At 69.5% G+C, this 17,429-nt stretch carries 15 protein-coding genes; 1 reads left to right on the top strand and 14 read right to left on the bottom strand.

The genetic code is table 11. The features are described 5' to 3' along the window. Position 1: 1 nt before the first annotated feature. From KUM49_RS22255 to KUM49_RS22235, 5 genes are all read right to left on the bottom strand, one after another. Positions 2–847, bottom strand: coding sequence for a carbohydrate ABC transporter permease (locus KUM49_RS22255; RefSeq protein ID WP_217238658.1), 846 nt, complete (start codon positions 845–847; stop codon positions 2–4). Then, complete coding sequence (locus KUM49_RS22250) at positions 844–1,833, bottom strand: carbohydrate ABC transporter permease (RefSeq protein WP_374200189.1); 990 nt, start codon at positions 1,831–1,833, stop codon at positions 844–846. The genes KUM49_RS22255 and KUM49_RS22250 overlap by 4 nt, the downstream gene beginning before the upstream one ends. Then, positions 1,830–3,125 (bottom strand): extracellular solute-binding protein, encoded by a 1,296-nt coding sequence (locus KUM49_RS22245; protein ID WP_217238656.1) that lies wholly within the window; start codon positions 3,123–3,125, stop codon positions 1,830–1,832. Before KUM49_RS22245 ends, KUM49_RS22250 begins: the two co-directional genes overlap by 4 nt. A 274-nt stretch (positions 3,126–3,399) precedes the next feature. Further along, a complete protein-coding gene (locus KUM49_RS22240; protein WP_217238655.1) occupies positions 3,400–3,699 on the bottom strand; it encodes a DUF3039 domain-containing protein in 300 nt (99 codons plus the stop codon). A gap of 30 nt (positions 3,700–3,729) precedes the next feature. Further along, the gene (locus KUM49_RS22235; RefSeq protein ID WP_217238654.1) at positions 3,730–4,302 is read right to left on the bottom strand and encodes a YqgE/AlgH family protein; all 573 of its coding nucleotides are present in this window, start codon (positions 4,300–4,302) and stop codon (positions 3,730–3,732) included. 252 nt (positions 4,303–4,554) lie between these two features. Here KUM49_RS22235 and murA point away from each other — a divergent pair, with 252 nt between their 5' ends. Beyond that, positions 4,555–5,901: a UDP-N-acetylglucosamine 1-carboxyvinyltransferase gene (gene murA, locus KUM49_RS22230; RefSeq protein WP_053749314.1), complete on the top strand. Its 1,347-nt coding sequence runs from the start codon at positions 4,555–4,557 to the stop codon at positions 5,899–5,901. 199 nt (positions 5,902–6,100) lie between these two features. Here murA and KUM49_RS22225 read toward each other — a convergent pair whose 3' ends face one another. The 9 genes from KUM49_RS22225 to KUM49_RS22185 form a co-directional block, all read right to left on the bottom strand. Continuing rightward, the gene (locus KUM49_RS22225; protein ID WP_007382399.1) at positions 6,101–6,382 is read right to left on the bottom strand and encodes an HU family DNA-binding protein; all 282 of its coding nucleotides are present in this window, start codon (positions 6,380–6,382) and stop codon (positions 6,101–6,103) included. 345 nt (positions 6,383–6,727) lie between these two features. Next, positions 6,728–8,155 (bottom strand): NAD-dependent malic enzyme, encoded by a 1,428-nt coding sequence (locus KUM49_RS22220; RefSeq protein ID WP_217238653.1) that lies wholly within the window; start codon positions 8,153–8,155, stop codon positions 6,728–6,730. A 309-nt stretch (positions 8,156–8,464) separates the two neighbouring features. Further along, complete coding sequence (locus tag KUM49_RS22215) at positions 8,465–10,855, bottom strand: UvrD-helicase domain-containing protein (RefSeq protein ID WP_217238652.1); 2,391 nt, start codon at positions 10,853–10,855, stop codon at positions 8,465–8,467. A gap of 80 nt (positions 10,856–10,935) precedes the next feature. After that, positions 10,936–11,769, bottom strand: a complete 834-nt coding sequence (locus KUM49_RS22210) for a zf-HC2 domain-containing protein (protein WP_302185468.1) — start codon at positions 11,767–11,769, stop codon at positions 10,936–10,938. Beyond that, positions 11,769–12,290 (bottom strand): sigma-70 family RNA polymerase sigma factor, encoded by a 522-nt coding sequence (locus KUM49_RS22205; protein WP_010039908.1) that lies wholly within the window; start codon positions 12,288–12,290, stop codon positions 11,769–11,771. Before KUM49_RS22205 ends, KUM49_RS22210 begins: the two co-directional genes overlap by 1 nt. Before the next feature lie 319 nt (positions 12,291–12,609). Further along, a complete protein-coding gene (locus KUM49_RS22200; protein ID WP_217238650.1) occupies positions 12,610–13,203 on the bottom strand; it encodes an ABATE domain-containing protein in 594 nt (197 codons plus the stop codon). Between the two features lie 153 nt (positions 13,204–13,356). Continuing rightward, entirely contained in the window at positions 13,357–14,508 is a 1,152-nt protein-coding gene (locus KUM49_RS22195) for a uroporphyrinogen-III synthase (RefSeq protein ID WP_217238649.1), read from the bottom strand. Positions 14,509–14,628: 120 nt separating this feature from the next. After that, on the bottom strand, positions 14,629–16,014 hold the full coding sequence (locus KUM49_RS22190) for a NarK/NasA family nitrate transporter (protein ID WP_217238648.1): 1,386 nt from the start codon (positions 16,012–16,014) through the stop codon (positions 14,629–14,631). A gap of 202 nt (positions 16,015–16,216) precedes the next feature. Further along, complete coding sequence (locus KUM49_RS22185) at positions 16,217–17,416, bottom strand: acyltransferase (RefSeq protein ID WP_217238647.1); 1,200 nt, start codon at positions 17,414–17,416, stop codon at positions 16,217–16,219. Between the last annotated feature and the right edge of the window lie 13 nt (positions 17,417–17,429).

Raw genomic sequence — 17,429 nt, 5'->3', positions numbered from 1 at the left:
GTCAGTCCTTAACCGCTCCGCCCAGCCCGGAGACCAGCCGTCGCTGTACGAGTACGAAGAAGATCAGTACCGGAATGGTCATCACCGTGGAGGCGGCCATCACACCACCCCAGTCGGGGTCGTCCGGCTTGTAGAAGACGAGCAACGCCATCGGCAGGGTCGACTGCGAGGTGTCGCTGATGATGAAGGACTTGGCGAACAGGAAGTCGTTCCAGGCCGAGATGAAGGAAAACACGCTGGTGGCCACAAGACCGGGGAAGACCAGCGGGAAAAGGATCTGCCACAGGAATCGCGCCCGGCTCGCCCCGTCGATGTACGCGGCCTCCTCCAGCGCCTCCGGTACGGCTTTCACGAAACCGCGCAGCATCCAGATCGCGAAGGGCAGCGAGAAGGCGATGTGCGGCAGGATCAGCGAACCCAGCGTGTTCAGCTGCCCGAAGTCCCGCATGAGGAAGAACAAGGGGATCGTCAGGGCCTCCACGGGCACCATCTGGGCCACCAGAAACATGATCAGCAAGGTGGTCCGGAAGCGGAAGCGGAATCGTGTCACGGCGGTCGCCGCGAGAAACGCGATCAGTGCCGAGATGATCACGACACCGCACGCCACGATCAGGCTGTTGAGGAAGTAACGGCCGAATTCCTGCTGTTCGAAGACGCGCCGGAAGGAGTCGAGGGAGGGCGCGAGCGTCCAGGGCCTGGGCTCGGTCGACTCGATCTCCCCGGCCGGTTTGAAGGCGCTGAGCACCATCCAGTAGAGGGGGAAGGCGACGACGACCGCGATCAGCAGCGACGACGCCTCGGCGGCCAGCCGCCACGGGCGCCGCACCCGAAGACGAAGAAGGTTCACAGTTCCTCTCCCTGGCGGCGCAGCAGCCGCAGGTACACGAGCGTGACGGCGAGCAGGATCAGCAGCATCACCACGCCGATCGCGGAGCCGAGGCTGTACTGCGAGGACGCGAAGGCCTGCTGGTAGGCGTACACGTTCAGGACGAGGTTCTGGCCGGCGATGCCGCCGCCGTTCGTCATGACGTAGATCTGGGTGAAGACCTTGAAGTCCCAGATGACCGACTGGATGGTGACGACGGTCAGGATCGGCCGGAGCATCGGCGTGAGGACGGACCGCCAGATCCGCCACTGCGAGGCGCCGTCCAGGGCGGCGGCCTCCAGCACCTCGCCCGGGACGGCGCGGATGCCGGCGTACACCGTGACCATCACGAACGGGAAGGAGCACCACACCACTTCGAGCAGGACGAGGAGGAAGGCGCTGTAGCGGCCGTACGTCCATGAGTGGTCGCCGAGCCCCAGGACCCGGTTCACGGGCCCGAAGTCCGGGTCGAACAGGAGCAGCCACACCGTGGAGCCGGTGACGGCCGGGGTCGCCCAGGCGCCCAGCGCGGCCATCATCAGGACGAGCCGGGGCAGGGCGCGTACGCGCGTGAGGGTTACTGCCAGCGCGCAGCCGACCGCCAGCGTCGACGCCACGCAGGCCGCCGCGAAGAGGACCGTCGCCAGCAGCACCTGCCAGAACTGGCTGTCGGAAAACAGCTCCGTGTAGTTCCCGAGCCCCCTGAAGGTGGTCGGTTCGCCACCGCTGACCTGGGCCTGCGTGTACTGGAAGAACGAGATCAGCCCGAGCTGGTAGATGGGGTAGACGAGCAACCCGCCGAGGACGACGAGAGATGGGGCGAGGTACAGCCAAGGGGTGTTGCTACGCCCCCAGGGGCGCGGGTCTGTGTTGGATTTGCGGCTACCGCCGCGTGGGCGCGACCAGCCACGGGCAGCCGGCACCCGCACACGATCCGCAGCCCCCGCGCTCTCGGGCACCCGCGTCACCCGGCGGAGCCGAACGCGTCGTTCATCTTCGTCGCCGCGTCCTTCGAGGCCGCCGCCACGTCCTTCTTGCCGCTGATGACCTCCTGGAACATGGTCGGCAGCACCAGCGAGGAGTCGATCTGCGACCAGGCCGGCGAGGCGGGCACGAACTTGGTGCCGGCGGACAGGGTCTGCACGAACGGCTTCACGAACGGCTCCTTCGCCGCGACCTGCTGCCGGACGTCCCCGAAGGTCGGCAGGAAGCCCATCGCGTCGAAGAGTTCGGTCTGCGTCTTCTTCGAGGCGAGCTGTTCCATCAGGTCGACGGCGAGGGTGCGGTGCGAGGTGCTCTGCAGTACGCCGATGTTGTTGCCGCCGGCGAACGCCGGGGCGATCGAACCCGGGCTGACACCGGGCAGCGGCACCACCTCGTACTTGCCCTTCACCTTCCCCGCCTCGACCGCGGTGTGGCTGAAGTCGCCGCCGATCGCCATGGCCGCCTTGCCCGCGGCGAACGCGGTGATCGTGTCGTTGCCGCCCATGCCCGCGCACTTGGGGGCGGGACAGTTGTCGTCGCCGAAGAGGGACGTGTACGCCTTGATGCCCTTCTGCGCGGCGGCGCTGTCGATGGCGGAGGCGTACGACCCGCCCTTGCCGGTGGCGAGTTCGCCGCCGTTGGCCCAGACGAAGGGCATCGCGCCGTACATGTAGGCGCCGCCGACGACGAGGCCGTACAGGTCGGGTCGGGCCGCGCGGATCTCGCGGGCCGTGGAGGCCAGTTCGGCCATGGTCTTCGGGAGCTTCAGTCCCAGGTCCTCGAAGACGTCGGTGCGGTAGTACAGGGCGCGGACACCGACGTAGAAGGGCGCGCCGTAGAGCTTGCCGTCGACGGTGACCGACTGTTTAGCGGTGGGGTCGGTGTCCTTGGCCTCGTTCCAGTCGCCGAACTCCTTGGTGACGTCGAGGAGTCCGCCGTCCTTCACGTAGCCGGCCGTGTCGGTGTTGCCGTACTCCATGACGTCAGGAGCGGACTTCGGGTCGTTGAAGGCGGCCTTGACGCGCTGGGCGCGGGTTTCGACGGGGATGTACTCGACGTCGACCTCGGTGCCCTTGTGGGCCTTCTCGAAGGCCGTGACGACGGAGTCGACGACCTTTTCCTTCGGCTTGTTGCCGACCTCCTGGAAGAGCCAGACGCGCAGGGTGCCCGTCTCCTCGTCCTTGTCGGAGGAGGCGTTGTCGGACGTCTGCGGGGCGCAGGCCGTGATGACGAGAGCGGCCAGAAGAAGGGCGGGGAGTCGGGGGGCGAGCTTCATGGAGTACTCCTCCGAGCGTTGCAGCATATGCAATGACGGTTTCGCTCTGCACAACACCACGGAGGCTAAGTACTACATGAACGCGCCGACAAGAGGTCTCAACCACTCTGTGACCAGCCGACGCACCCCTTGCAACGACAAAGGACGACAAAGGCCCTCGGGGCGCGCAAAACGCGCCCCGAGGGCCTCGTGAACCTCAGACGGACTCAGACGGGCTCAGGCGGACTCGGACGGACTCGGACTGACCTCAGCCGGCCTCCTCAGCCGGGAAGGACTACTTGTCGCCGCCGCCCTTGCCCTTGTCGTCGCCACCGGCGCCCATGGACTCGTAGATCTCCTTGCACATGGGACACACCGGGTACTTCTTCGGGTCGCGGCCCGGCACCCAGACCTTGCCGCACAGCGCCACGACGGGAGTGCCGTCGAGGGCGCTCGCCATGATCTTGTCCTTCTGGACATAGTGGGCGAAGCGCTCGTGGTCTCCGTCGCCGCGGGACACCTGCGGCGTCGGCTCTACGAGGGTCCCCGTACCAGTCCCGCGCTGCGGCTGGGTCTCAGGCTCAAGAGTGCTCATAACAGCCAAGGGTACTGAAGCTCACACCCATCAGTTGAGCGAAGGGTCGTCCGGATAGGTGGCCACCATCGCCAGCTCGTTGCGCTGACGGCGCAGGACCTCGCGCCAGAGCCTTTCCGGGCATGGCGAGGACACGTCACCCGGTTCCGACTCGACGACGTACCAGGCGCCCTCCCCCAGCTCGTCCTCCAGCTGGCCGGGGCCCCAGCCGGCGTAACCGGCGAAGATCCGCAGGCTGCCCAGGGCCGAGGCGAGCAGTTCCGGCGGGGCCTCCAGGTCGACCAGGCCGATCGCGCCGTGCACCCGGCGCCAGCCCAGCGGGGCTCCGTTCACGGACGCGCCGCCCGGGATGACGGCGACCCCGAGGGCCGAGTCCAGGGAGACCGGGCCGCCCTGGAAGACGACACCGGGTTCCCCGGCGAGGTCCGCCCAGCCCTCCAGGATGTCGCCCACGTCCACCGGGGTGGGACGGTTGAGGACGACACCGAGGGAGCCCTCCTCGTCGTGGTCGAGGAGAAGCACCACCGCACGGTCGAAGTTCGGGTCCGCCAGGGCGGGCGTTGCCACGAGCAACCGCCCTGTGAGCGAGGACACCTCGGTCATGCCAGACATGATCCCGCATCTTCCCCTTGAGCGGGGAGCCAATGCGCCTACGGCAGTGAATGCAGCTCAGGGCGCAACGGTGCGCCCCGAGCGCACGCCCGCGCCGGTGACCCCATGTGGCCGATGCGGAACGGTTCGTGTTGTGACACAGCTATGACGGACCTGGGCGGTCCTTGGGCTTACAGAAGGGGGGTAGGCGGCGATTACCCTTTCCCTTCTGGTCCCTGCCCCACTCATCGGAACGCGAGATACATGACCGTCAACGGCAATGACGACGTACTGCTTGTCCACGGCGGAACCCCGCTGGAGGGCGAGATCCGTGTCCGTGGTGCGAAGAACCTCGTACCGAAGGCCATGGTCGCCGCCCTGCTGGGCAGTGAGCCGAGTCGACTGCGCAATGTTCCGGACATCCGTGACGTGCGCGTCGTACGCGGTCTGCTGCAACTGCACGGCGTGACGGTCCGTCCGGGTGAGGAACCGGGCGAGCTGGTGATGGACCCGACCCACGTGGAGAGCGCGAACGTCGCCGACATCGACGCCCACGCGGGTTCGAGCCGTATCCCGATCCTCCTGTGCGGTCCCCTGCTGCACCGCCTGGGCCACGCCTTCATCCCCGGCCTCGGCGGCTGCGACATCGGCGGCCGGCCCATCGACTTCCACTTCGAGGTGCTGCGGCAGTTCGGGGCGACGATCGAGAAGCGGGCGGACGGGCAGTTCCTGGAGGCGCCGCGGCGGCTTCGGGGCACGAAGATCACACTGCCGTACCCGTCCGTCGGCGCGACCGAGCAGGTGCTGCTCACCGCGGTCCTCGCCGAGGGCGTCACCGAGCTCTCGAACGCGGCCGTGGAGCCGGAGATAGAGGACCTCATCTGCGTCCTGCAGAAAATGGGCGCCATCATCGCGATGGACACCGACCGCACCATCCGCGTCACCGGTGTGGACCAGCTCGGCGGCTACAACCACCGCGCCCTCCCGGACCGCCTGGAGGCCGCCTCCTGGGCGTCCGCGGCGCTCGCGACCGAGGGCAACATCTACGTCCACGGCGCCCAGCAGCGCTCGATGATGACGTTCCTGAACACCTACCGGAAGGTGGGCGGCGCCTTCCAGATCGACGACGAGGGCATCCGCTTCTGGCACCCGGGCGGCCAGTTGAAGTCCATCGCCCTCGAAACGGACGTGCACCCCGGCTTCCAGACGGACTGGCAGCAGCCGCTGGTGGTGGCCCTGACGCAGGCCACGGGCCTGTCCATCATCCACGAGACGGTCTACGAGTCCCGCCTCGGCTTCACCTCCGCGCTGAACCAGATGGGTGCCCACATCCAGCTGTACCGCGAGTGCCTGGGCGGCTCCAACTGCCGCTTCGGCCAGCGCAACTTCCTGCACTCGGCGGTCGTCTCCGGCCCCACCCGGCTCCAGGGCGCCGACCTGGTCATCCCCGACCTCCGCGGCGGCTTCTCCTACCTCATCGCCGCCCTGGCCGCCCAGGGAACCTCCCGCGTCCACGGCATCGACCTCATCAACCGCGGCTACGAGAACTTCATGGAGAAGCTGGTGGCGCTGGGCGCCAAGGTCGAACTGCCGGGCAAGGCACTCGGCTGACCGTCGCTCATCCGCCACTCCGGCCCGGGGCAACCGCCGCCCCGGCCGGGGGTCCGGGGGTTGCCCCCGGGCAGACACAGCATCGCTCATACCGCCCGTACACGCGTTTGTACGACGATGGGGCGGCCACCCTCACCGGGTGGCCGCCCCATTCGCGTTACTGAGCCTCGTACGCAGGTTCCGTCGCGTACGCGAAGGCTTACTTGCCCTTGGCGGCTTCCTTGAGCTTGCTGCCAGCGGAGACCTTCACGCTGTAGCCGGCCGGGATCTGGATCGGGTCGCCGGTCTGCGGGTTGCGCGCGGTGCGAGCGGCACGGTGGGTGCGCTCGAAGGTCAGGAAGCCGGGGATGGTGACCTTCTCGTCGCCCTTGGCGACGATCTCGCCGACGGTCTCGGCGAACGCGGCCAGAACGGCGTCCGCGTCCTTGCGGGTGACCTCGGCGCGGTCGGCCAGCGCGGCCACCAGCTCACTGCGGTTCATGTTGTTACTCCCGTGTTCTTCTTGCTGTTGAGGCGTGCCACGCGGCGGAGCCGCATATTGGGCACAGCGAAGTCGATGCTGCCAGGGCCCTCGGACAGTCCCAGGACCCGGGTCCGTCGCCGGACCCTCGCGCCCAGAGACGCATCCTGCCCCTACCTGCGGCGGGAAAGCCAATCCGGCACCCCTAGGAGTCGTGAGAACACCCTTGGGAGTCACACGAAAAGAGGGTTGAGCCTGGCCGACACGATAAACGTCGGCCAGGAGGGCCGGGTTCCACGACGCGCCGGTGTCAGGCCTGCCGTGGCAATCCTCACAGTCGGCCCCCGCCCTCGCGGGCCCGGGCGGCTAGGAGGCCGGGCCCGCCGCCGCGCCCGCCGCCTTCGCGGCCTCTCGCACCGCCCCGGCGACCGCGCCCGCGACCTTGTCGTTGAAGACGCTCGGGACGATGTAGTTCGGGTTCAGCTCGTCCTCGGTCACCACGTCCGCGAGGGCCTTCGCCGCCGCGATCATCATGTCGGTGTTCACCGTGCGGGACTGCGCGTCGAGCAGACCGCGGAAGACACCCGGGAAGACCAGCACGTTGTTGATCTGGTTCGGGAAGTCGGAGCGGCCGGTGGCGACGACGGCGGCCGTCTGGCGGGCGACCGCCGGGTCGACCTCGGGGTCGGGGTTCGCCAGCGCGAACACGATCGCACCCTCGGCCATGCCGGCCACGTCGTCGCCGTTGATCACGTTGGGCGCCGACACGCCGATGAAGACGTCCGCGCCGCGCACGGCTTCCTTCAGCGTGCCCGTCAGGCCCTCGGGGTTGGTGTTGTCGGCGATCCAGCGCAGCGCCGAGCCCGGGGCGGCGTCGACAAGGTCCTCACGGCCCGCGTGCACGACGCCGTGGATGTCGGCGACGACGGCGTTCTTGAGGCCGGCGGCGATCAGCAGCTTGAGGATGGCCGTACCGGCCGCGCCGGCACCGGACATCACGACCCGGATGTTCTCGATGGCCTTGCTGGTCACGCGCAGTGCGTTCGTCAGCGCCGCCAGCACCACGATCGCCGTGCCGTGCTGGTCGTCGTGGAAGACGGGGATGTCGAGGGCCTCACGCAGGCGGGCCTCGATCTCGAAGCAGCGCGGCGCGGAGATGTCCTCGAGGTTGATGCCGGCGAAGCCCGGGGCGATCGCCTTGACGATCGCGACGATCTCGTCGGTGTCCTGGGTGTCCAGGCACAGCGGCCAGGCGTCGATGTCGGCGAAGCGCTTGAAGAGGGCCGCCTTGCCCTCCATGACCGGCATGGCGGCCATCGGGCCGATGTTGCCGAGGCCCAGGACCGCCGAGCCGTCCGTCACGACCGCAACGGTGTTGCGCTTGATGGTGAGGCGGCGGGCGTCCTCGGGGTTCTCGGCGATGGCCATGCAGACGCGGGCGACACCCGGCGTGTAGATCATCGAGAGGTCGTCACGGTTGCGGATCGGATGCTTGGACTGCATCTCGATCTTGCCACCGAGGTGCATGAGGAACGTACGGTCCGAGACCTTGCCGAGCGTGACGCCCTCGATGCCGCGCAGCTGCTCGACGATCTCCTCGGCGTGCGCGGTGGAGGTGGCCGCGATGGTGACGTCGATCCGGAGCTTCTCGTGCCCGGAAGCAGTGACGTCGAGGCCGGTGACCGAGCCTCCGTGGGACTCGACGGCTCCGGTGAGCAGGGAGACCGCGGTTCCGCTCGCGGGCACCTCCAGCCGGACCGTCATCGAGTAGGAGACGCTGGGCGCCGTTGCCATGGCCGACTTCCTCTGCTTTCACCTGTGCGCTGGATGCCGTCCGATCGTCGCACCTACCGCCGAGTAGGCGGTAGCCGGGTGGGATTGCGAACGTTGTGTTCGCAGCGGAAGGGCAGCGAAAGAGGCCCACGTCACGATCGACGTGGGCCTCTTCGACATTCAGTGGCACCGACCCGCCATGCTCGCCTCGCGGCAAGTGGTCGCTCGTAGCGACGAAGGTTGGGCCCGGGGGCTTGGATCGGGCCGGTGCCACACCCAGGCTAACAAACGGATCCCGTAAGGCCATTCCCGTACCGGGACTTCCTCGGATCAATCTCTGAGCAGGTCCGGCACCCCGTCGGCGTCCGGCGCGTCCCGCTCCGCCGACACCACCGTGAGCTGCTGCGTCGCACGGGTCAGCGCCACGTACAGCACCCGCAGCCCGGCCGGTGACTCGTCCGCGATCTCCGCCGGGGAGACGACGACCGTGGCGTCGTACTCCAGGCCCTTCGCCTCCAGGCTGCCCAGCGCCACGACCCGGTCGCCGAGCCCGGCGAGCCAGCGCCTGGCCTCTTCGCGGCGATTCATGGCGACCACGACGCCGATGGTGCCGTCGACGAGGTCCAGGAGACGGGCGGCCTCCACCCGGACGGCCTGGCCGAGGGATTCCCGTACGACTCCGAACCGCGGCTGTACGCCCGTGGAGCGCACCGCCGACGGGGACTCGGCGCCCGGCATCGCCAGTGCCAGCACCTTCGCGGCCAGCTCGGCGATCTCGGCCGGGTTGCGGTAGTTCACGGTCAGCTGGAAGCGGCGGCGCGGGCGGCTGCCAAGGGCCTCGTCACGGGCCTGGGCCGCCTCGTCGGGGTCGGACCAGGACGACTGGGCGGGGTCGCCGACCACCGTCCAGGTGGCGTGCCGGCCCCGGCGGCCGACCATGCGCCACTGCATCGGCGTGAGGTCCTGGGCCTCGTCGACGATGACGTGGGCGTACTCGACGCGCTCCTGGGCCAGCCGCTCGGCCCGCTCGCGCTGAGTCTCCTCGCGGACCGGCATCAGCTCCTCCAGGCCGGTGAGCTGGTCGAGCGGGTCGGCCTCGCGCCGGCGGCGGGGGCGGGCCGGGGTGCCGAGGATGGACTGGAGTTCGTCGAGCATCGCGATGTCGTGGACGGAGAGGCCGTCGCGTCTCAGGGAGCGGGCGACCCTGCGTACCTCACCGGGGTTGAGGATCCGCCGGGCCCAGCGGCCCAGGCGCCGCTCGTCGGCCATGGCGTCGAGGACCGCCCTGGGGGTCAGCTCCGGCCACCAGGCGTCGACGAAATCGATGAAGCTGTCCTCGGAGCTGACGTCCTCGTCGAAGCCGGAGCGCAGCTCGGCGGCCAGCTCCGGGTCGGTGTGCCGGCCGGCCGCGCCGGAGCGCGACCACAGGGCGTCCAGGAGCAGCTTGCGGGCGCGGGGGCGCAGCATGTTCACGGGGGCGGTGCCGCTGAGCGCGTTGTTGCGGATGCGGTCCAGCTCGGCGGCCTCCAGCTCCAGGCGGCGCCCGAAGGCGACCACGCGGAGCCGGGTGGGCGGGCCTGCGGGGGCCTGCGGCTGCGGCTCGGGGTCGTCGAGGGCGAGCTGTCCGGCGGGGCCGCCGGGGCGCGCGGTGCTGCCCGGCCCGGCCTCCAGGGCGCCTCGTGCCGCCTTTCGCAGGACCTTGAGCATGCGGTACGAGCCCTTCGCCCGCGCCACCGCCGGCGAGTCGTACTGCGTGGCCTCGGCCCCGTCGACGAGCGAGCCGATCGCCCGGATGGCGACCTGGCCCTCCTCGCCGAGGGACGGGAGGACGCCTTCGGTGTACGCCACGAGCAGCGGGGTCGGGGAGACGATGAGGATGCCGCCCGCGTACCGCCGCCGGTCCTGGTAGAGCAGATAGGCCGCCCGGTGCAGGGCGACGGCCGTCTTGCCCGTGCCCGGGCCGCCCTCGACGTACGTCACGGAGGCGGCGGGAGCGCGGATCACCAGGTCCTGCTCGGCCTGGATGGACGCCACGATGTCCCGCATGGTGTGGGTGCGGGCCTGGCCGAGTGCGGCCATCAGGGCGCCGTCGCCGATCACGGCCAGGTCCCGGCCGCCGAGGCGGGCCTTCAGCTCGGGGCGCATCAGGTCGTCCTCGACGCCGAGCACCTTGCGCCCCTTGGAGCGGATGACACGGCGACGGACGACCCGCCCCGGGTCGACCGGGGTGGAGCGGTAGAACGGGGCGGCGGCGGGCGCCCGCCAGTCGATGACCAGAGGGGCGTAGTCCTGGTCGAGGACGCCGATGCGGCCGATGTGCAGGGTCTCGGCGATGTCGGCGGTGTTGTCCGGCCGGACCGCGCCCTCCGCCGGTTCCACCGCGGTGTAGGCGCCGTCCGGCCCCTTCTTGCCGTCCTTGCCGAGGAGCAGGTCGATACGGCCGAAGAGGAAGTCCTCGAACTCGTTGTTCAACCGGTTCAGGTGGATGCCTGCCCGGAAGACCTGGGCGTCGCGCTCGGCGAGCGCGCCGGGGGTTCCGACCTGGCCACGCTTGGCCGCGTCGTTCATGAGGAACTCGGCCTCGTGGATCTTCTCCTCGAGGCGCTGGTACACCCGGTCGAGGTGTTCCTGTTCGACGCTGATCTCTCGGTCACGCACGGAATCGTGCGCGGAATGCTGAACCGAGTCGACCGCGATTTCCTGCTGAGCCTGAGCGGCCACCGGGCCCCCTTCTGACGTGCTGGGCAGCCGTCAACCGTACGCGAAGGGGGCCCCGAGAAGCTATGTGCGCGCCCAGTCGATCACACGTTGCCCTTGGCGATGACGTCGCCGTCGAGTGTCATGACCTCGAACCCCTTCATCTGGTCCGGGGTGAAGGACGCGCCGCCGACGACGTAGAGCGGGTTCTTGGACTTCTCGGTCTTGCCGTCCGGGAGGCCGTAGCCCCAGGCCGGGACGGACCAGTTTGCCGCCGTCACCCGCTCGCCGTTGTCGCCGATGAAGATCAGGGAGCACTTGAGCGGGCCCTTGACGCCCTTGAGCTCCAGGACCGTCTCGGTGCCCCAGTCCTTCTTCGCGAGGGCCACGGTGGCGCTCACGCCCGTCGACGGGTCCGTCGCCGTGACCTTCTCGCCGATGCCGTCGAACAGGTCCTTGGCCGGGGTGGCCGAGAGGGTCACACCCTCCTTGGCGCCGCCACCGCTCGAGTCGCCGCCGGCCGTTGCCGTCGCGACGATCGGGCCGCCGATGATCAGCGCGGCCGCGGCCGCCACCATGTAGAAACCGCGGCGGCGCTTCTGGGCACGTCGCTCGGCGACCTCGTCGACGAGCCTGTTCACCACGCGCGGGCTGGGCTTGGCGGACAGCGACTCGCCGATGGCGGGGGTGCCGGAGCCCGGCAGGTCCGCGAGCGCGGCCAGCATCGGCTCCATCCCGGCGAGCTCGTCGAGCTGCTGGGCGCACCATTCGCAGGTGGCGAGATGGCCTTCGAAAGCGGTTGCTTCGGCGTCGTCGAGGATGCCGAGAGCGTAGGCGCCGACGGTCTCGTGCTCGTTCGGACCCGGAGATCCCATCATGGGGCCAGACATACCCGCACCACCCGTACCGAATCCCTGGTTTCCCCCGTACACACTCATCACGCCGTCACCCCCCGCTCCTCCAGTGCCAGCTTCATCGACCGCAGTGCGTAGAAGACTCTTGAGCGCACGGTGCCGCTGGGTATGCCGAGCGTCTCGGCGGCCTCGTTGACCGTACGCCCCTTGAAGTACGTCTCAACGAGCACCTCCCGGTGAGCCGGGGTCAGGTCGTCGAGCGCGTCGGACAACGTCATCAGCCACAGCGCCTTGTCGATCTCGTCCTCCGCGGGGATGACCTCCAGCGGCGACGGATCGACCTCCTGCGGCCGGGCCTGCCGGCTGCGGTGGCCGTCGATGACGATGCGCCGGGCGACCGTCACCAGCCAGGGGCGTACCGATCCGGTCGCTCGATTGAGCTGGCCGGCGTTCTTCCAGGCACGGATGAGCGTCTCCTGCACGACGTCCTCGGCACGTTGCCGGTCTCCCGCGACAAGGCGGAGGACATACGCGAGCAGGGGTCCGGCGTGTTCTCTGTAGAGCGCACGCATGAGCTCCTCATCAGGTTCCGAGGGCTGGGACATGCGATGTCGGGCCCTCGATCCACGTTCATTGGCCACGACGGAATCCTTGCGCACGCCCACCTCCGATGTCCGGGGGTTCCCCCAGTCGGTCGCTCGTCCACGGGTACGGGCGCGGAGAGTTGGATGTTCAAAGGGAGGCGACAGTTTTCTTGTGAGTGACGTGACGAGGCGGGACATGGGTGCACATTCCCACCGCGCGATCTTTACATTTCCGCCACAGCGACAAGATCACGTCAGCTGCCCTCGGGCCGCCGAAGGTAAACGGCATGTAATCGAAATCACTTCGACAGCCGTTCCACAGAAGCAACATAACGGGCACTCAGGCGCGGGTGAGCGCCGCCCGACGACGGTGCCGGGCCACCCTTTCGCGGTTCCCGCACACCTCGCTGGAGCACCAACGCCTCCTGCGCCCCCGTGATGTGTCGAGATAGACGATCGGGCAGTTGTCCCCTTCGCACTGCCGCAGGCCCGCCCGCGCGACCGGATCCGTGAGGAGTTCCACGACGTCCCGTGCGACGGCGCCGAGCAGTGCCGCGCACTCGGGCGGCCCGTCCAACTCCCGGACGAGGGTGCCGTCTTCGCAGGTCACGGCGCGTGGAGCGGGAGGGGCCGCGCGGGCGATCTCATTGACGTGGGCGAGCGCGAGATCGTACGGCCGCCCCTCGGGCGCGAGTCCTCCGGGCACCAACTGCCCTGTGCGGTCGCGCAGTTCGCGGAAGCCGTCGAGCCAGGAGGCGTCGGCGTGCGCGAGCCCGGTGCCCGCCGGGACGAGTCCCGAACCGGTGATCCAGGCGCGCAGCACCTCTACGGAGTCGAGGCGTTCGTCGGGGTGGGTGGTCGCGAGGAGATCCAGACAGATCCGCCCGGCATCGAACCGCAGCTCGTACGCGGCCGTGGCCGTACCCAGTGCCATGTGCCTGTCACCGCCTAGCAGTCACACCGGTGAGGAACCGTTCCGTTCCCTCTTACAGTGCCTGCCCGCTCGTGCGGCCGGAACCCCTCGTACCGGCGGTGAGCGGAGTGTGACGTCCCCCCACGCGGCCTCGGGGCGCTCGGCGCCGCCGGGTCACACGCCGGCGTACTTCGTGTCCGCAGCCGGGTCCAGTGCCAGCCGGTAACCCCGCTTCACCACGGTCTGGATCAGCTTCGGCGCCCCCAGTGCCGTACGAAGCCGGGCCATCGCGGTCTCCACCGCGTGCTCGTCACGTCCGGCACCCGGCAGGGCCCGCAGCAGGTCGGAGCGGGCCACCACCCAGCCCGGGCGTCGGGCCAGGGCCCGCATCAGGGACATGCCGGCCGGCGGTACGGGCTTGAGTTCGCCGTCGACGAGGACCGCGTGGCCGCGGATCTCCACCCGGTGCCCGGCGATCGGCAGGGAGCGCGCCCGGCCGGGCAGTTCCTGGCAGAGGAGCTGGACGAGGGGGCCGAGCCGGAAACGCTCCGGCTGGACCGTGTCGATGCCCTGGGCCTGCAGCGGCAGCGCGGTGACCGGGCCGACGCAGGCGGGCAGGACGTCGTGGTTGAGGGCGGCGAGCAGTTCGGGCAGCAGACGGCGGTCCTCGGCACGGGACAGCAGGGAGGCGGCGGCCGGTGCGCTGGTGAAGGTGAGCGCGTCCAGGCCGCGCGAGACCGCCGCGTCCAGCAGCCGGTCCACCGGCGCGATGTCCTCCGGCGGCATCCACCGGTAGACGGGGATGCCCAGGACCTCGGCTCCCCCGGCCCGCAGCGACTCCACGAAGCCGGGCAGGGGTTCGCCGTGCAGCTGAATGGCGATACGGCGGCCCTCGACGCCCTCCTCCAGGAGCCGGTCCAGCACCTCGGCCATGGACTCCGACGACGGCGACCACTCCTCGGTGAGGCCGGCCGCACGGATCGCGCCCTTGACCTTCGGGCCGCGCGCGAGGATCTCCACCTCGCGCAGCCCGTCGAGCAGGGTCTCGCCCAGGCCCCAGCCGTCGGCGGCCTCGATCCAGCCCCGGAAGCCGATCGCGGTCGTGGCGATCACGATGTCCGGGCTCTGCTCGATGATCTCCTTGGTCGCCGCCAGCAGTTCGCTGTCGTCCGCGAGCGGCACGATCCGCAGGGCAGGGGCGTGCAGAACGGCGGCTCCGCGCCGTTGCAGGAGCGCGCCCAGCTCGTCGGCCCGGCGCGCGGCCGTCACTCCCACGGTGAACCCGGCGAGGGGTCCATGGTCAGGTCGCTGCTGTACCTCGTACATAACTCTCGTTCCCGCACTCGAGTCGTTGCATCTACCACCAGGTGATGGCACCCGCATGCCGACCGAGCCTGTCAACGGCTCGTGACAGGCTCGGTTCGGCTTCATGTCGCTGGTGTTACGTCACACCTTCGCGTAGCTGAGCTCGGGCTTCGCCTCCGAGGTGGTCGTCGTGGCCTGGGTGCGGGCCGCGGAGCGGCGAAGGTATACGGCCCAGGTGACCACGAAGCAGGCGGCGTAGAAGGCCAGGAAGGCCACGAACGCGCCGGTGCCGGAGCCGTAGGAGAGGAAGGACTGGCGGAAGGCGAGGTTGATGCCGACGCCGCCGAGCGCGCCGACCGCGCCGATCAGGCCCATGGAGGCACCGGAGAGACGACGCCCGTAGGCGGCGGCCGCTTCACCCTCGAGTCCCTTGGCCAGGGCCTTCGCCTGGAAGATGCCGGGGATCATCTTGAACGTCGAGCCGTTGCCGAGGCCGGTGAGGACGAACAGCACCACGAAGGCCACGGTGAACAGGGCCAGCGACTTCTCCATGCTGGCGGCGATGAGGACCGAGGTCGCCACGCCCATGCCGACGTAGTTGTAGAGCGTGATCTTCGCGCCGCCGTACTTGTCGGCCAGCCACCCGCCCAGGGGGCGGATCAGGGAGCCGAGCAGCGGGCCGATGAAGGTGACGTACGCCGCCTCCAGCGGGGTCCGGCCGAACTGGTTGGTCAGCACCTGCCCGAAGGCGAAGCTGTATCCGATGAAGGAGCCGAAGGTGCCGATGTAGAGGAAGGACATGATCCAGGTGTGCGCGTCCCTGGCGGAGTCCTTGGCAGCGCCGGTGTCGTTCTTCACGTTCTCGATGTTGTCCATGAAGAGCGCGGCGAGGACGGCCGCGACGACGATGAACGGGATGTAGATCCCCAGCAGCACCCGCGGACCGCCGCTGGCACCGATGATGGCGAGCGCGACCAGCTGGATGACCGGGACACCGATGTTGCCGCCGCCCGCGTTGAGGCCGAGGGCCCAGCCCTTCTTCCGCAGGGGGAAGAAGGCGTTGATGTTGGTCATCGAGGAGGCGAAGTTGCCACCGCCGATACCGGCCAGCAGGCCGACCAGCAGGAACGTGTTGAAGGAGGTTCCCGGTTCCATCACCGTGAAGGCGGCGACGGTGGGGACGAGGAGGAGGGCGGCCGAGACGATCGTCCAGTTCCGTCCGCCGAAGATCGCGACGGCGAAGGTGTAGGGGACGCGGACCACGGCTCCGACCAGCGTCACCACCGAGGTGAGCAGGAACTTGTCCGCCGGCGTGAGCCCGTACTCCGGGCCCATGAAGAGCACCAGCACGGACCACATCGTCCAGATCGAGAACCCGATGTGCTCGGAGAGGACGGAGAAGAAGAGGTTGCGGCGGGCGACCTTCTCTCCGGTCTCCTTCCAGAAGGTCTCGTCCTCCGGATCCCACTGCTGGATCCAGCGGCCGCCCCTGCTGGGGGGTGCGGGGGCTGTGCTAGGGGCTGTCATGACGCCTCCACGGTGTACCGGGGCTCGGGTGGTTCGAGGGAGTGGCTGAGTCCCGACGGTAGGGAGGGCGCGTTTCCGGTCTGTGGCACTGGGTGACCGGAAGGGAACTTTGCTCTCACCAAGAGTGGAGGGGGGATGAGAGGTTTCGGAACCTCATGTGACCCGGTTCATATGTGAGCGAACACGGGCAGGCCGGGAGCCCTCACCGGTGCTTGGCGTCACGGCCCCGCTGCGCGCCGTCCGGCCACAGCACGGGCCGGCGTTTGGCCGCCATGTCCTCCACCCAGCCGAAGGCGAGCACACAGGCGCCGATGAGGAGCCAGACGAGGGCCAGGACCGGCCAGGAGCTCTCCAGGAGCCAGGAGTAGTCCTCCGACAGGGTGTCGACGCTCCACAGGTGGTCCCAGAGGGTCGCGGCGATCAGGATGCACGTGTTGTGCCAGAGGTAGATCGTCACCGCGCGGGAGTTGAGCAGGGTGATCGGCCGTGCCCAGCGCCGCAGCCCGCCGGGCCACTGGGACCAGGACGGGCTGATGTGCAGGAGCAGCATCACCGTGGCGAAGGACCACAGGGACTGGGCGAAGGGGATGTCGTCGAGGTCGTGGCCCTCCCCGAAGCCGTGGGTCATGGCGTACCACAGGCCCAGGCAGGCGATGGCCGGCGCGACGGAGGGGACGACGTAGCGGGGGATCCGCCGCAGGATGCCCTCCTGGCGGGCCATGCCGAGGATCCAGCAGGCGCCGAACGTGCTGAAGTCGGTGAGCGCCGAGGGGAACCGCTCGCCTGGCAGCGTGAGGTAGCCGAACTCGAAGGCCGCCGCCAGGGCGATCGGCGACACGATCGTCACCAGGGGCAGCGCGCGCAGGGCCTTCAGCAGGAAGGGGGACAGCAGGACGAACCACAGGTAGGCGCGGATGTACCAGAGGGGCCCGGCCAGTTGCTCCGCCCAGTCCTCGCCCAGGACGCCGTGGACCCCGGACAGGCCCTCGGCGAAGGGCGGGTCGCTCAGCGGCAGGATCCAGTAGGTGAGGTGGAGCCACCACCAGCCCGGGTGCCCGTCGTCGTCCGGGCCCCAGCCCTGCGCGAGCATGCCCGTCACGCCGATCGCGCCGAGCAGCCACAGCGGGGGCAGCAGGCGGCGCATCCGGCCGCGCACGACCTGGAGGGCGGGGCGGCTCCCCAGGGAGCGGGCCATGAGGTTGCCGGCGAGCGCGAACATCACACCCATCGACGGGAACACGAGCGGGAGCCAGGCCCAGCCCATGAGGTGGTAGAGGACGACCCGGAAGAGGGCGAGGGCCCTCAGGAGGTCGAAGTAGCGGTCGCGGACGGGGGCCGCCCTGCGGGTCTGCTGCCCGGGCAGCCCCGACCCGGCCTCGTGCTGCGTGACTGCGGTGCTCATCTCTCCGGCTTCC

Origin of the sequence: Streptomyces sp. AC555_RSS877 (genome assembly GCF_019049245.1) — a bacterium.
Classification (GTDB): domain Bacteria; phylum Actinomycetota; class Actinomycetes; order Streptomycetales; family Streptomycetaceae; genus Streptomyces.
Note: the sequence above shows the minus strand (reverse complement) of the source record. Positions and strands in the feature narration are given on the sequence as shown.

Excerpts from the sequence above, each read along its gene's own strand:
- KUM49_RS22245 (WP_217238656.1), bottom strand. The coding sequence starts at position 3,125 with ATGAAGCTCGCCCCCCGACTCCCCGCCCTTCTTCTGGCCGCTCTCGTC.
- KUM49_RS22240 (WP_217238655.1), bottom strand. The coding sequence starts at position 3,699 with ATGAGCACTCTTGAGCCTGAGACCCAGCCGCAGCGCGGGACTGGTACG.
- KUM49_RS22235 (WP_217238654.1), bottom strand. The coding sequence starts at position 4,302 with ATGACCGAGGTGTCCTCGCTCACAGGGCGGTTGCTCGTGGCAACGCCC.
- murA (WP_053749314.1), top strand. The coding sequence starts at position 4,555 with ATGACCGTCAACGGCAATGACGACGTACTGCTTGTCCACGGCGGAACC.
- KUM49_RS22225 (WP_007382399.1), bottom strand. The coding sequence starts at position 6,382 with ATGAACCGCAGTGAGCTGGTGGCCGCGCTGGCCGACCGCGCCGAGGTC.
- KUM49_RS22220 (WP_217238653.1), bottom strand. The coding sequence starts at position 8,155 with ATGGCAACGGCGCCCAGCGTCTCCTACTCGATGACGGTCCGGCTGGAG.
- KUM49_RS22210 (WP_302185468.1), bottom strand. The coding sequence starts at position 11,769 with ATGAGTGTGTACGGGGGAAACCAGGGATTCGGTACGGGTGGTGCGGGT.
- KUM49_RS22205 (WP_010039908.1), bottom strand. The coding sequence starts at position 12,290 with ATGTCCCAGCCCTCGGAACCTGATGAGGAGCTCATGCGTGCGCTCTAC.
- KUM49_RS22200 (WP_217238650.1), bottom strand. The coding sequence starts at position 13,203 with ATGGCACTGGGTACGGCCACGGCCGCGTACGAGCTGCGGTTCGATGCC.
- KUM49_RS22195 (WP_217238649.1), bottom strand. The coding sequence starts at position 14,508 with ATGTACGAGGTACAGCAGCGACCTGACCATGGACCCCTCGCCGGGTTC.
- KUM49_RS22190 (WP_217238648.1), bottom strand. The coding sequence starts at position 16,014 with ATGACAGCCCCTAGCACAGCCCCCGCACCCCCCAGCAGGGGCGGCCGC.
- KUM49_RS22185 (WP_217238647.1), bottom strand. The coding sequence starts at position 17,416 with ATGAGCACCGCAGTCACGCAGCACGAGGCCGGGTCGGGGCTGCCCGGG.